General features: G+C 71.3%; 12 protein-coding genes. 3 read left to right on the top strand and 9 right to left on the bottom strand.

All coding sequences use genetic code 11. From position 1 onward, the window contains the following. Positions 1–40 precede the first annotated feature (40 nt). From BMZ18_RS02640 to guaB, 3 genes are all read right to left on the bottom strand, one after another. Positions 41–1,822: an FAD-dependent oxidoreductase gene (locus BMZ18_RS02640; protein WP_068365681.1), complete on the bottom strand. Its 1,782-nt coding sequence runs from the start codon at positions 1,820–1,822 to the stop codon at positions 41–43. Between the two features lie 96 nt (positions 1,823–1,918). Further along, positions 1,919–3,061 carry a GuaB3 family IMP dehydrogenase-related protein gene (locus BMZ18_RS02635; protein ID WP_068365680.1) on the bottom strand — a complete coding sequence of 381 codons (1,143 nt, stop codon included), beginning with the start codon at positions 3,059–3,061 and terminating at the stop codon, positions 1,919–1,921. 82 nt (positions 3,062–3,143) lie between these two features. Beyond that, positions 3,144–4,610 carry an IMP dehydrogenase gene (gene guaB / locus BMZ18_RS02630; protein WP_068105962.1) on the bottom strand — a complete coding sequence of 489 codons (1,467 nt, stop codon included), beginning with the start codon at positions 4,608–4,610 and terminating at the stop codon, positions 3,144–3,146. 234 nt (positions 4,611–4,844) lie between these two features. Here guaB and BMZ18_RS02625 point away from each other — a divergent pair, with 234 nt between their 5' ends. Beyond that, complete coding sequence (locus tag BMZ18_RS02625; RefSeq protein WP_068105965.1) at positions 4,845–5,249, top strand: DUF5319 domain-containing protein; 405 nt, start codon at positions 4,845–4,847, stop codon at positions 5,247–5,249. Positions 5,250–5,316: 67 nt separating this feature from the next. Here the strand turns inward: BMZ18_RS02625 and BMZ18_RS02620 are convergent, their stop codons facing one another. The 3 genes from BMZ18_RS02620 to BMZ18_RS02610 form a co-directional block, all read right to left on the bottom strand. Then, entirely contained in the window at positions 5,317–6,264 is a 948-nt protein-coding gene (locus BMZ18_RS02620; RefSeq protein ID WP_068366700.1) for an anti-sigma-D factor RsdA, read from the bottom strand. Next, positions 6,254–6,835 carry a sigma-70 family RNA polymerase sigma factor gene (locus BMZ18_RS02615; RefSeq protein WP_068102193.1) on the bottom strand — a complete coding sequence of 194 codons (582 nt, stop codon included), beginning with the start codon at positions 6,833–6,835 and terminating at the stop codon, positions 6,254–6,256. Before BMZ18_RS02615 ends, BMZ18_RS02620 begins: the two co-directional genes overlap by 11 nt. Before the next feature lie 139 nt (positions 6,836–6,974). Then, positions 6,975–7,682, bottom strand: coding sequence for a hypothetical protein (locus tag BMZ18_RS02610; protein WP_139203791.1), 708 nt, complete (start codon positions 7,680–7,682; stop codon positions 6,975–6,977). Between the two features lie 329 nt (positions 7,683–8,011). Here BMZ18_RS02610 and BMZ18_RS02605 point away from each other — a divergent pair, with 329 nt between their 5' ends. Further along, positions 8,012–8,305, top strand: a complete 294-nt coding sequence (locus tag BMZ18_RS02605; protein WP_068102197.1) for a WhiB family transcriptional regulator — start codon at positions 8,012–8,014, stop codon at positions 8,303–8,305. A gap of 73 nt (positions 8,306–8,378) precedes the next feature. On the opposite strand, the gene groL is transcribed toward BMZ18_RS02605, so the two are convergent. The 3 genes from groL to BMZ18_RS02590 all read right to left on the bottom strand — a co-directional run bounded on the left by groL (position 8,379) and on the right by BMZ18_RS02590 (position 11,655). Continuing rightward, positions 8,379–9,995, bottom strand: coding sequence for a chaperonin GroEL (gene groL, locus BMZ18_RS02600; RefSeq protein WP_068366694.1), 1,617 nt, complete (start codon positions 9,993–9,995; stop codon positions 8,379–8,381). A gap of 81 nt (positions 9,996–10,076) precedes the next feature. Then, complete coding sequence (gene groES, locus BMZ18_RS02595; RefSeq protein WP_027503792.1) at positions 10,077–10,376, bottom strand: co-chaperone GroES; 300 nt, start codon at positions 10,374–10,376, stop codon at positions 10,077–10,079. 187 nt (positions 10,377–10,563) lie between these two features. Next, the gene (locus BMZ18_RS02590; RefSeq protein ID WP_068366691.1) at positions 10,564–11,655 is read right to left on the bottom strand and encodes an LLM class flavin-dependent oxidoreductase; all 1,092 of its coding nucleotides are present in this window, start codon (positions 11,653–11,655) and stop codon (positions 10,564–10,566) included. A gap of 200 nt (positions 11,656–11,855) precedes the next feature. Between BMZ18_RS02590 and BMZ18_RS20140 the strand changes: the two genes are divergently transcribed. Then, a complete protein-coding gene (locus BMZ18_RS20140) occupies positions 11,856–13,445 on the top strand; it encodes an Hsp70 family protein (protein ID WP_074921747.1) in 1,590 nt (529 codons plus the stop codon). The last annotated feature ends 12 nt before the right edge of the window (positions 13,446–13,457 follow it).

Raw genomic sequence — 13,457 nt, 5'->3', positions numbered from 1 at the left:
CGTCTCGCTCACGCGGTCAGTCTAAAGAGCGCCGCATCGCTCACGCCGCGCCGGTGCTGCTGGGGACCCGGGTGTCCTCCTGCTGAACCGCCGGGGTGCGGGACCCACTCGTGATCGCGACGATGGGCAGCCGCAGCGCCGCGGGCGCGTGCTCGGGCACGACCGGGCTGTGCGGGGCGATCGGCTGCAGCCGTCGGTACTCCTCGCCCTGCGCCGGACGCAGGTCCTCCTCGCCCTTGTTCGGCCACAGCGAGGCCGCCCGCTCGGCCTGCGCCGAGATGGTCAGCGACGGGTTGACGCCGAGATTCGCCGACACCGACGAGCCGTCGACGATGCTCAGCGTGGGGTAGCCGTGCACCCGGTGGTACGGGTCGATGACCCCGTCCTTCGCGTCCTCGGAGATCACGGCCCCGCCCAGGAAGTGGGCGGTGAGCGGGATGTTGAAGATCTCGCCCCAGGTGCCCCCGGCGACGCCGTCGATCTTCTCGGCGATGCGGCGGGTGGCCTCGTTGCCGACCGGGATCCAGGTGGGGTTCGGCTCGCCGTGGCCCTGCTTGCTGGTGACGCGGCGGCCGAACGGCCCCCGCTTGGTGTAGGTGGTGATCGAGTTGTCGAGGTTCTGCATGACCAGCGCGATGATGGTGCGCTCGCTCCAGTGCCGGGTGTTCATCATGCGCACGAACCGGCGCGGGTTACGGCCCACCTCGCCGAGAAATTTCGCCCAGCGCGGCGTCCGGCCGCCGCCGTCGGTCATCAGCGTCTGCAGCAGGCCCATGGCGTTGGAGCCCTTGCCGTAGCGGCACGGCTCGATGTGCGTGTCCGACGTCGGGTGGAACGACGACGTGATGGCCACGCCGCGGGTGAGGTCCACCGAGGGATCGTGGGTCAGCTTGCCCGCACCGACGATCGACTCGGAGTTGGTCCGCGTCAGCCGGCCCACCGTGGGCGAGAGCTTCGGCAGCGCGTCGGAGTCCTTGTGCGCGTGCAGCAGCTGCTGCGTGCCCCACGTGCCGGCGGCCAGCACCACGTGCCGCGCGGTGTACTGCGTGCGGTCCTTGCGCACGCGGGCGCCGGTCCGCCGGGTGGAGACCACCCACGACCCGTCGGACTGCGGGGCGAGGTCGGTGACGGTCGTCATCGACATCACCTCGGCCCCACCGCGCTCGGCCAACCCGAGGTAGTTCTTGAGCAGCGTGTTCTTCGCGTTGTGGCGGCAGCCGGTCATGCACTCGCCGCACTCGATGCAGCCGCGCCGATCCGGGCCCACCCCTCCGAAATAGGGGTCCGGAACGGTCTTACCGGGCTCGTCGCCGAAGAACACCCCGACCGGGGTCTGGATGAACGTCTCCCCCACACCCATGTCCTCGGCCACCGACTTCATGACCTCGTCGGCCGGCGTCATGTGCGGGTTCTGCACCACGCCGAGCATCTTCTGCGCCTGCTCGTAGAACGGGGTGAGCTCGTCGTGCCAGTCGGTGATGTGTGCCCACTGCTGGTCCTGGAAGAACGACCGCGGCGGCTGGTAGAGCGTGTTGGCGTAGTTGAGCGATCCACCGCCGACGCCGGCGCCCGCGAGGATCAGGCAGTCCCGCAGCAGGTGGACGCGCTGAATGCCGAAGCACCCGAGAGCCGGCGCCCAGAGGAACTTCTTCAGGTCCCAGCTGGTCTCCGCGAACTCGTGATCCTCGAACCGACGACCCGCCTCGAGCACGCCGACCCGGTAGCCCTTCTCCACGAGCCGCAGCGCGGTCACGCTGCCGCCGAAGCCGGATCCGACGATCAGGACGTCGTAATCACGTGTGGGGGTCGACTGGCCACGCATGCGGGCACCTTTCGCCGGGATCGGTGAGGAACACCACTGATCCTAGCGTAGGTGTGAACGCCGGTGACAGAAACCGGCGGGGTCGTCGCGACGCGGTCAGCCGCGGATGTTCAGTCCCACCTTCTGGAACTCCTTGAGATCCGAGTAGCCCGACTTGGCCATGGACCGACGCAGGCCGCCGACCAGGTCGAGCGAGCCGAACGGATCCGTCGACGGGCCGAACAGCACCCGGTCGAGGCTCGGCCGATCGTCACCGAACGCGGCTTCGAGCAGCGCGCCGCGCGGCATCGACGGGTGTGCCGCCGCGGACGGCCAGTACCAGCCGCGGCCCGGAGCCTCCTCGGCCACGGCGAGCGGGGCACCGAGCACGACGGCGTCGGCACCGCACGCAATGGCCTTCGCCACGTGCCCCGACGTCGTGATGTCGCCGTCGGCGAGCACGTGCACGTACCGGCCCCCGGTCTCGTCCAGGTAGTCCCGACGCGCCGCGGCGGCGTCGGCGATGGCCGTGGCCATGGGCACGCCGATACCGAGGACCTCGCCGGTGGTGGTCGCACCCTCGGTCGAGCCGTAGCCCACGATGACACCCGCGGCGCCGGTCCGCATGAGGTGCAGCGCGGTGCGGTGATCGCTCACGCCGCCCGCGACGACGGGCACGTCGAGCTCGGCGATGAACGTCTTGAGGTTCAGCGGCTCCTCGCCGCCGGCGGACACGTGCTCGGCCGAGATGATGGTGCCCTGCACCACCAACAGATCGACCCCCGCGGCGACGAGACCCGGGGTGAGCGCGAGCGCGTTCTGCGGACTGACGCGCACGGCGACCGTCACTCCCGCCTCGCGCACCGTCGCGACGGCGGCGGCCAGCAGATCCGGCTGCAGCGGCGCGGCGTGCAGTTCCTGCAGGAACGCCACCGCGGCGTCCGCGTCGACCTCGCGGGAGGCGATGTCGGTGAGCCGCTCGATGGCTGCGTCGACGTCCGCGTGGCGCGCCCACAATCCCTCGCCGTTGACGACGCCGAGGCCGCCTCGCTTGCCGAGCTCGATGGCGAACGACGGCGAGACCAACGCGTCCGTCGGGTGGGCGACGACCGGGATGTCGAACCGGTAGGCGTCGAGCTGCCAGGCCGTCGAGACGTCCTTCGACGAGCGCGTCCGCCGCGACGGGACGATGTCGACGTCCTCGAGTTCGTAGGTACGACGGGCCGTGCGGCCCATGCCGATCTCCACCAGGTCGCGCACGCGCGTGCCTTCTTTCTTCGGAGTCCGACCCCCCAGCGGGTCGCTGTGAGGGTCGCTGTGGGGTCGCTGGGTGCAGCCGGAATCAGCGAGCGGTGTAGTTGGGGGCCTCGACGGTCATCGTGATGTCGTGCGGGTGGCTCTCCTTGAGACCCGCGGAGGTGATCTGCACGAACTGCGCCTCCTGCAGGTGCTCGACCGACGTGGACCCGGTGTAGCCCATCGCGGCCCGCAGACCGCCGGTCAGCTGGTGGATGACCTGCGAGAGCGGCCCGCGGAACGGCACCCGGCCCTCGATGCCCTCCGGCACCAGCTTGTCCTCGGCCAGCACGTCGTCCTGGAAGTACCGGTCCTTGGAGAAGGACTTGGCGGCGCCGCGGCCCTGCATCGCGCCGAGGGAGCCCATGCCGCGGTAGCTCTTGAACTGCTTGCCGCCCACGAGGATCAGCTCGCCCGGTGACTCGGCGGTGCCGGCGAGCAGCGAGCCCAGCATGGCGGTCGACGCACCCGCGGCCAGCGCCTTGGCGATGTCGCCGGAGAACTGCAGGCCACCGTCGGCGATCACGGGCACCCCGGCCGGCTTGCACACCGCGACGGCCTCGAGAATGGCCGTGATCTGCGGGGCACCGACACCGGCGACGACGCGCGTCGTGCAGATCGAGCCCGGTCCGACACCCACCTTGACCGCGTCCGCGCCGGCCTCGACCAGCGCACGGGCGCCGGCGCGGGTGGCGATGTTGCCGCCGACCACCTGCACCCGGTCGCCGACCTCGGCCTTGACCTTGCTGACCATCTGCAGCACCTGCGAGTTGTGGCCGTGGGCGGTGTCGACCACGAGCACGTCGACGCCCGCGTCGGCCAGCAGCATGGCGCGGGACCAGGAATCGTCACCGACACCCACGGCGGCACCGACCAGCAGGCGGCCGTCGCGGTCCTTCGTCGCCAGCGGGTGCTGCTCGGTCTTGACGAAGTCCTTGACGGTGATGAGGCCCGTCAGCATGCCCTTGCCGTCGACGATGGGCAGCTTCTCGATCTTGTGGCGGCGCAGCAGACCCAGGGCCGCGTCCGCGGTGACCCCTTCGCGCGCGGTCACCAGCGGCGCCTTGGTCATCACCTCCGCGACGGTGCGGGACTGGTCCACCTCGAAGCGCATGTCGCGGTTGGTGATGATGCCGACCAGTTCCCCGCGCTCGTCGGTCACCGGCAGACCGGAGATGCGGAACTTCGCGCACAGGGCATCGACCTCGGCCAGCGTGTCCGTGGGCTTGCACGTGACCGGATCGGTCACCATGCCGGCCTCGGACCGCTTGACCACCTCGACCTGCGCGGCCTGATCCTGCGCGGAGAGATTGCGGTGCAGCACGCCCATGCCGCCGGCGCGGGCCATCGCGATGGCCATGCGGGCCTCGGTGACGGTGTCCATCGCGCTGGACACGAGCGGCACGCGCAGCCGGATGTCCCGGGTCAACTGGCTCGAGGTGTCGACCTTGCTGGGAATGAGATCCGACGCGGCCGGAATGAGCAGCACGTCGTCGAAGGTGAGTCCGAGCATGGCCACCTTGTTCGGATCGTCGCCGCCGGTCCGGACCGCGGGTGCGACGTGGTCGGCGACACCGGACCCCGCCGTGCTCGAGATGTCGGGTGTGGTCATGTGAGCGGCCCCTCCTGAAGTGACGACGTGCCGTTCCGGCCGGTCCCGATCGTATCCGCCGCCCATGTCACGGAACGACCCGCATCGGCCCGTAGCGGTGGCGCGGACGGGCCCTCGCTGCGTACCGTGGTCGACGTGCGTGATCAATTGCCCCCCGGTCTCCCCCCGGACCCGTTCGCCGGTGATCCCGCCGACCCGTCGGCTGCTCTCGACGCGATCGAGCCCGGTCAACCCCTGGACCCGCAGGAGCGACTGGCCGTCGAGGAGGATCTCGCCGATCTCGCGGTCTACGAGGCGCTGTTGGCCCACCGCGGCGTACGCGGCCTGGTGGTGTGCTGCGAGGACTGCCAGCAGGACCACTTCCACGATTGGGACATGCTGCGCGCGAACCTGCTGCAGCTGCTGGTCGACGGCACCGTGCGTCCGCACGAGCCGGCGTACGACCCCATTCCCGACGCCTATGTCACGTGGGACTACTGCCGCGGATACGCGGACGCCTCGATGAACGACGCGTTGCACGGCGACGGCTTCGACGCCTGAGCCTCCCCCAGCACGACGAACGCCCACCGACCGCGAGGTCGGTGGGCGTTCGTCGTGTGGGCCGTCTCTAGTTTGGTGTCGCGTCGCCGAGGTCCGGTGCCACCGTGGGCACGGTCGGCACGGTGGTGGGCACGACCGGGAGACGAAGGATCTCCGGCGGCACCGTCACGGTGGTGCTGGGCGCGGGCAGTCCCGGCAGCGCCGTGGGCAGCGGGAACGGAAGCGACGGCAGCGGCGGCAACGACGGAATCGACGGCAACGTCAGATCCGGCGTCTGCAGCGGAATGTCGGACGGCAGCGGCGACAGATCCTCGGGAATCTGCGGAGCGTCCGGCACGGCGGTGTCCGGCGTGACCGGGGCCGCGGGCGGCACCGGAATCGCCGGCGGCGTCAGCTTGGACAGCTGCTCATTGAGTCGGGTCCACCACCCCAGCAGCTCGGCACGCTGCTGCTCGTCCCGCACGGCCGGCGTCCGGGTGGCGGCTTCGGCGAGCAGGGTGCGCGCCTGATCGGCGTCACCACGAGCGAGGGCCGTCTCCACGTTCTGCAGCGCCGACGTGGTCTCCACGCGCGCTGCCGTGGATTGCGCCTCCTGGGTGAACACGACTTCCTTGACCTTCCACAGCGGGTCGCCCGGCTCGGCCCCGAAGGACACCGCGGACACTCCGCCGGCCAGGAACGCGACGGCTGCGGCGGCCCCGACGACCGGGCGCAGAAACCGGAGTCGGCTGCGGGCACGGCCGCGGTCGGCCGCGTCGTGTGCTCGGTCCATGGCTGCCTGGATCTCGTCGAGCGAGGGACCGGCCGGCATGGGTGCGGAGACGATGTCCTCCCGCCACTCCGCCAGCAGCGCGGCCAGGCGGTACTCGTCCGCGTCCGCCGTGGCGACCGGGCCGTTCCCGGCGATCGCCTCGATGAGGGCGTCGTCCCTCCGCACGGCCATCAGATCGACGGGATCGTTCTCGTCGTCGAGCGACCGGTCGCGGTCCGCGCCGCGCCCCGTGTCACGGGCCATACTTGTCACCTGCTCCCACTACAGCCGTCTTCAGCTTCGCCAATGCCCGGTGTTGCGCCACACGAACGGCGCCCGCGGTGCTTCCCACCGCGGCTGCCGTCTCCTCCGCCGACAGCCCGACCACCAGGCGAAGCACCAGAATCTCGCGGTGCTTCTCCGGCAGGGTCGAGAGCAGCTCGGTCATGCGGCGTCCTGCCTCCGAGTCCAGCGCCCGTTGCTCGGGGCCTTCCTCGGTGGACATGACATCCGGAACATCGGCCATGGGTTCGGATTTGTTACGCGACGTACTGCGATGGGCGTCGGCGACCTTGTGCGAGGCGATCCCGTAGACGAACGCCATGAACGGCCGGCCCTGATCCTCGTAGCGGGGCAGCGCCGTCATGACGGCGATGCACACCTCCTGAGCGACGTCGTCGGCGGACATCTGCCCACGATCACCGGCGCCGACGCGCGCGCGGCAGTAGCGGACCACCATGGGGCGCACGGTCTCGAGCACGATGGCCATGGCGTTGCGATCGCCGAGGGCCGCCGCCGCGACGGCTGCGTCCAGCCGCTCGTCGGTGACGGTCATGAACTCACCCCCGCGACGCTGCTCCCGACCCGCCCGTCGACCGGACGTGCTTCCCGGCCGACACCGCCGACCGGGAACAGACTCAGGATAGTCGGCGCGGAAGTTCGTGTGACCGAACAGTCCGCTTCTGCGCCGTCGCTCATCGGAACGGCCCACCCCGCGCACGCAGGATCGCCGCGAACCGGGCGCGATCCGCCGCGGCGATCGGGTCCCCCACCGCGTCTCCGATCGCCGCCGCCGCCCAGGCCAGCGGCAGGAAACCGCCGTCGTCGGCGTCCCGACGGGCTCGCTCCGCCCGTCGCGCCACCCCGTCTCGCCCGGCCACCAGCGCGGCCGCCGCGCCGACCACCGCCGACTTCACCCGGTGCCGCGGTGAGGCGAGGTCCGCGGCCAATCGAGCGGCGTCGTCGGCCCAGAACTCCGCGGTGGCGCCGTCGCCGCGCGCCATGGCCAGTTCGGCGCGCACCCACCGACACCGCACGCCCGCGCGGTGCGCCTCTTCGTCCGGACCGCAACGGTCGAGGATCGCCACGGCGCGATCCAGCAGGACCTCGGCTCGTCGATACCGGCCGGGTCCGAGAGCGTCCGCAGCGAGACCCACCACCGCGTCCACCGCGGCCACCGTGGCGACGCGCAGCCCCACTTCGGCCACGGCCCTGCCGTCGAGGACGGCGGCCCGCGCGTGATCACCGCCCTGACGCACCAGGGACGCGCTCAGACACCAGGCCGACGACCGGACCACCGGGTCGGGCGAGACACACAGCGCGGCGGCCTCGGTGTGGGCGCGGGCGTACCACCCACGTCCCCCGACCTCCGCCGCGCGCCGCCAGGCCTCGAGATCAGTCACGAGAGCCACGCTAACGAGTCCGCCCTCCGGAGAGTTTTCCCAGTGTTCACACGGGGCGCCCCGAGCCGTGCAGTAACGCACGGTGGTCGCCGATGTGACGGCGGCGTTACGGGCGTGGCGCGGTGTCCGCGGCACCAGATCCACGTGACGGTCACGTTAAAAAATCGGCCGTGGACTGTGGAAATCACCACGAATCCGGACTGTTGACGCTCTTTCGGACCGCTTCGTACGGTTGCTCTGCTCCTGGTGAGAGGCCTCACCGGAGCCGGTGACCGTCGCCCCGCGAGATCCGCACACCACCGGTTGCCACCCGAACGCAGGAGGACGCCATGCCCCAGCCCGAGAACCTTCCCGGACCGAACGCCGACATCTGGGACTGGCAGATGCACGGTTCGTGCCGAGGCGTCGACTCGTCCGTGTTCTTCCACCCGGACGGCGAACGCGGGCGTGCCCGCGCGCAACGCGAGGCCCGCGCGAAGGAGATGTGCCGAGAATGCCCCGTGCTGCGACAGTGCCGGTCGCACGCCTTGGCGGTGAACGAGCCCTACGGCATCTGGGGTGGGCTCAGCGAGACCGAGCGCGACGCCCTCGCCCGCCGCAGTCGCCGACGCATCGCGTCCTGATCCCCCGCACGACGACCGAGACCCCACCGGATGGATCCGGTGGGGTCTCGTCGTACCGAAGGGGAAAGCCCGCCTAGTGGCTGTGGCCGTGCCCGTGGCCCTCGTCGCCCTCGTCCTCGACGGGCTTGTCGACGACGGTGGACTCGATGGTCAGGATCATCCGCGCGACGGACGCCGCGTTGACGACGGCGGAGCGGGTGACCTTGACGGGGTCGATGACGCCGTCGGCAACCAGGTCGCCGTACGTGAGCGTCGCGGCGTTGAAGCCGGTGGTGTCCTCGGCGTCGGCGAGCTTGCCGACCACGACGGACCCGTCGACACCCGCGTTGGCGGCGATCCAGAACATCGGAGCCCGCAGGGCGAGGCGGACGGCCTCGACGCCGATGGCCTCGTCACCGGTGAGGCCCAGGCCGCCGGCCAGTCCGCGCGAGGCGTGGACCAGCGCGGCACCGCCGCCGGGGACGATGCCTTCCTCGACGGCCGCCTTGGCGGCGTTCACGGCGTCCTCGACTCGGAACTTGCGCTCCTTGAGGTCGGTCTCGGTGGCGGCGCCGACCTTGATGACCGCGACACCGCCGGCCAGCTTGGCCAGCCGCTCCTCGAGCTTCTCCCGATCCCAGTCCGAGTCGGTGGCCTCGATCTCGCGACGCAGCTGGGCGACGCGGTCGGCGATGGCCTCCGCGGTGCCCGCGCCCTCGACGATGGTGGTCTCGTCCTTGGAGACGACGACGCGACGAGCGGTGCCGAGCAGGTCGAGGCCTGCGTCCTTGAGCGTGAGGCCCAGGTCGGCGTTGATCACGGTGCCGCCGGTGACGACGGCGAGGTCCTCGAGGAACGCCTTGCGGCGGTCGCCGAAGAACGGCGCCTTCACCGCGACGGCCTTGACCGTCTTGCGGATGGAGTTGACCACCAGGGTGGACAGGGCCTCGCCCTCGACGTCCTCCGCGATGATGAGGACGGGCTTGCCGGCCTCGGCGATCTTCTCGAGCAGCGGCAGGAAGTCGGGCAGCGACCCGATCTTGTCGCGGTAGAGCAGGACGCGCGCGTCCTCGAGCACCGCTTCCTGGCTGTCGGCGTCGGTGACGAAGTACGGCGAGAGGTAGCCCTTGTCGAACTGCACGCCCTCGGTGACGACGAGTTCGGAGACCAGCGAGCTGGACTCCTCGACGGTGACGACGCCGTCGGTGCCGACACGGGTGAGTGCCTCGCCGACCATCTGTCCGATGACCTCGTCACGCGAGGACACGGTGGCGACCTGGGCGACGGAGGTCTCGCCCTCGACCGGCACCGCCGCGGCGCGCAGCGCCTCGGAGACGTGGTCGACGGCCTTGCCGATGCCGACGCCGAGCGCGATGGGGTTGGCCCCTGCGGCGACGTTCTTCAGACCTTGGCGCACCAGTGCCTGGGCCAGCACCGTCGCGGTGGTGGTGCCGTCGCCGGCGACGTCGTTGGTCTTGGTGGCGACGCTCTTGACGAGCTGCGCGCCGAGGTTCTCGAACGGGTCCTCGAGCTCCACCTCACGGGCGATCGAGACACCGTCGTTGGTGACGGTCGGTCCCCCGAACGCCTTCGCGAGCACCACGTGGCGGCCGCGGGGTCCGAGGGTGACCTTGACGGCGTCGGCGAGCTTGTCGACGCCCTTCTCCAGGCTGCGCCGGGCAGCCTCGTTGAATTCCAGATGCTTGGCCATACGGCTGACGGCTCCTCGTCGGTCGGACGTAACGCAAGCCGCCCCGGGCCACTAGGGACACCGGGGCGGAGAGCGTGGGGCTTACTTGGAGATGACTGCCAGCACGTCGCGTGCGGACAGGATCAGGTACTCCTCGCCGGCGTACTTGATCTCGGTGCCGCCGTACTTGGAGTAGATAACGGTGTCACCCTCCTTGACGTCGACCGGGATGCGGTTCCCCTTGTCGGTCACGCGGCCTTCGCCGACGGCGACCACGGTGCCCTCCTGGGGCTTCTCCTTGGCCGTGTCGGGGATGACCAGACCGGAGGCGGTCGTCGTCTCGGCCTCGACGGCCTGGACGAGGATCTTGTCCTCGAGCGGCTTGATGTTCACGCCTGCCACGATGAGCCCTCCACTTTCACACGTTCGGTGTCGCGGCCGAGGGTCGTCCTCGGCCGTCGTGTCTTCATGTCCACCTGCGCGAGCAGGATCACTTGCCGTGACGCTGTGGGTCGACGTCCCGTCGTCGCGGGTGCCGGGCCGTCGTCCCTGGCGTCGACTAGCACTCTATACATGCGAGTGCCAGCACTCAACCTCTTCGACTGCCCGATGTCTCGGCCATGCGCTCCCGCACGCGCGGGGCCACCTCGGTGCCCAGGAACTCGATGCTGCGCAGCACCTTCTCGTGCGGCAGGGTGCCCACACTGATGTGCAGCATGAACCGGTCCAGACCCAGCAATCGGGACATCGACACGATCTTCTCCGCCACCGTGTCCGGGGATCCCAGCACCAGGGATCCGGCCGGTGACCGCGCCGCGTCGAACTGCCCGCGGCCGAGCGGCGGCCACCCGCGCTCACGGCCGATGTGGGACATCGCCGTGCGGTACGGATCGAAGAACTCGGCCGCCGCAGCGTCGTCGGTCTCGCCGACGTAGCCGTGCGCGTGCACCGCGAGCGGTGTCGGGGGCTTGCCGAACTCGTCCAGCGCCCGACGGTAGAGGTCGCCGAACGGCGCGAACCGGGCCGGCTCGCCGCCGATGATCGCCAGCGCCACGGGTAGTCCGTAGGACGCCGCCCGGACGACGGACTGCGGGTTGCCACCCACTCCCACCCAGACGGGCAGCGGGTCCTGGTGCGCGCGCGGGTAGACGGTCTGCTCGGCGAGGGCCGGCCGGTGCCGACCGCTCCAGGTGACCCGGTCGGAGTTCGCGATCGCCACCAGCAGGTCGAGCTTCTCGGCGAACAGCTCGTCGTAGTCCTCGAGCCGGTAACCGAAGAGCGGGAAGGACTCGGTGAAGGAGCCGCGGCCCGCGATCACCTCGGCGCGGCCGGACGAGAGCTGATCGAGCGTCGCGAAGTCCTGGTAGACCCGCACCGGGTCGTCGGAACTGAGCACGGTCACCGCGCTGGTGAGACGAATGCGCGACGTGCGGGCCGCGATCGCCGCGAGCACGACGGCCGGCGCGGACGCCGCGAAGTCCGCGCGATGGTGCTCGCCGACGCCGTAGACGTCGAGGCCGACCCGGTCGGCCAGCTCCGCTTCCTCGACCACCTCGCGGAGCCGCTGCCCGTGGCTGCGAACGGTGTCGACCCCGACCTCGGGGTACGTCTCGGCGAAGGTCGTGATGCCCACCTCGAACGGCGCGGGGTCGGCATTCCGGGGGTCCGACTGTTCTGACACGCGGGTTCCACATCCTTTTTCTCGTCGCGACGAAGGCGCTCGTCGGAGCGGGTTCTCCCGCCGCCGACACCCACAACGTCGCGAAACGGACGCGCTATTTCGCGCGAAGTTCGGTAACGTTCCCATAACGGCGCTCGCGACGTCTCGTCGGCGTGCCCGCGACACGACCCGTCGAACGAATCGAAGGAGGTGCTCACACCGTGCCCCACGTCGGCAGTACTCGGCCCGACCCGGCCGATCGTCCCGCGACCACCCTCGGCGTCTCGGCCGGTTCCGAGGTGGTGTGCTGCGCCGTCCTCACGACCACCGAGACCGGCCGCGAGATCTTCGACTACCGCACCCTCACGGTCGACGGCGTCCGCTCGGACCCCGCGGAACTGGTCACCACCTCGCTCGCCCTGGCCACCGACCACCTGCTGCGCGACGGCGCGGCCGACCGGCCCCGCGTCGGCGTCGCGCACCGTCCGTCGTCCCGGACGCGCCCCCTGCTCGCGGCACTGCGCAGGCACGACGCCTCTCTCTCCGCCGACAACCTGGTGACCGACACCGACGCCGCGCTCTGCTGGCTCCGACACACCGGCGAGGTGGCCCGGTTCGGCCACATCCTGCTCGTCGACGTCGGCGCGAGCGGAACCTCCGTCAGCGTCGTCGATCAGGTCGACGGCACCGTGCGCGCGAGCACCCGGACCGACGCGATGAGCGGACGGGTGGTCGAACGCGCCCTCGCCGCGACGGTCGAGTCCCGGCTGCCGGCCGTGCACGTGCTCGACCGCGCGCTGGTGGCCGCCCGCCTGACCACTGCGAAGGAGAACCTGTCCTCCTCCGAGAGCAGCAGCGTCGACCTGCCCGGCGGCGAGACCGTCACCGTCACGCGCGCGGACCTCGACGACGCGCTCGCCGCGCCGCTCCTCGCCTTCCGGGCGGCGATCACCGATCTCGTCGAGACCGCGATCGTCCTCCACGGCGAGTCGGCGCGACCGGACGCCGCCGCCGTGATCGGCGGAGGTGCCTTCGTCCCCGCCGTCGTCGATGCCGTCGCCGACACCGTCGACGTTCCCCTCGTCACCACCACCGAACCCGACGCGGCCGTGGCCAAGGGCGCAGCCCTGCTCGCGCGCACCCTGGCTCACCCTGCCCGGTCGGCGGCGCCGTCGGCGTCCGGCGTGCGGACCGCCGGTGCGGTCGCCGTCGCCTGCGCCGTGCTGGCCGTCGTCCTCGCCTACGGCGTCCAGGCGCTCACGCCGATCGACGGTCCCACCGTCACCACCAGCGCCGCCACCGGTACCGCAGACGAGCCCGCCGTGACCACGTCCACCACCGTGGACACCCTGCCCGCTCCCCCGCCCGCCCTCACCGGCGGCTGGGAGGACCCGGGCGCGGCCGCCGCACCGCCCGCCTCCCCGTACGACTACACCGCGCAGCCGCCGCCGACGTACGACTACACCGCGCCCCGGCCGAGGCCGTCGACGCCCGCCCCGGCGACCTCCACGACTACCGAGAGCACGGGTTCGCCGACGCCCACCACTCCCAGCCTGCGACCGGCGCCGGACCTGCCGGTCATCGACATTCCCGGACTGCCGGGTCTGCCGCCGTGGTGGGCCACGCCGCCCAGCACCGCCCCGGTCGACCCGGGTCAGGCCACCCCCGACCCGTCGGCCACCGCACCGACCGGCCCGACCCCGGTTACCCCTCTCCCCGCGCTGCCGGACGGCGTCACAACGGTGCCGGTGCCCCAGCCGAACACGGCGACGGTGCCCCTCGTTCCCTCGACGCCCGCCCCCACCCCGTAGGAGGCGAGCCGG

The organism is Rhodococcoides kroppenstedtii (assembly GCF_900111805.1).
In the GTDB taxonomy this organism is placed as follows: Bacteria; Actinomycetota; Actinomycetes; order Mycobacteriales; family Mycobacteriaceae; genus Rhodococcoides; species Rhodococcoides kroppenstedtii.
The sequence above is the reverse complement of the archived record's forward strand: the minus strand, read 5'-3'. Positions and strand labels throughout refer to the sequence as shown.

What these genes read in the sequence shown, in the direction of transcription:
- BMZ18_RS02615 (WP_068102193.1), bottom strand. Translation starts at nt 6,835, where the DNA reads ATGACCGTCACCGACGAGCGGCTGGACGCAGCCGTCGCGGCGGCGGCC.
- BMZ18_RS02605 (WP_068102197.1), top strand. Translation starts at nt 8,012, where the DNA reads ATGCCCCAGCCCGAGAACCTTCCCGGACCGAACGCCGACATCTGGGAC.
- groL (WP_068366694.1), bottom strand. Translation starts at nt 9,995, where the DNA reads ATGGCCAAGCATCTGGAATTCAACGAGGCTGCCCGGCGCAGCCTGGAG.
- guaB (WP_068105962.1), bottom strand. Translation starts at nt 4,610, where the DNA reads ATGCTCGGACTCACCTTCGACGACGTGCTGCTCATTCCGGCCGCGTCG.
- BMZ18_RS02640 (WP_068365681.1), bottom strand. Translation starts at nt 1,822, where the DNA reads ATGCGTGGCCAGTCGACCCCCACACGTGATTACGACGTCCTGATCGTC.
- BMZ18_RS02620 (WP_068366700.1), bottom strand. Translation starts at nt 6,264, where the DNA reads ATGGCCCGTGACACGGGGCGCGGCGCGGACCGCGACCGGTCGCTCGAC.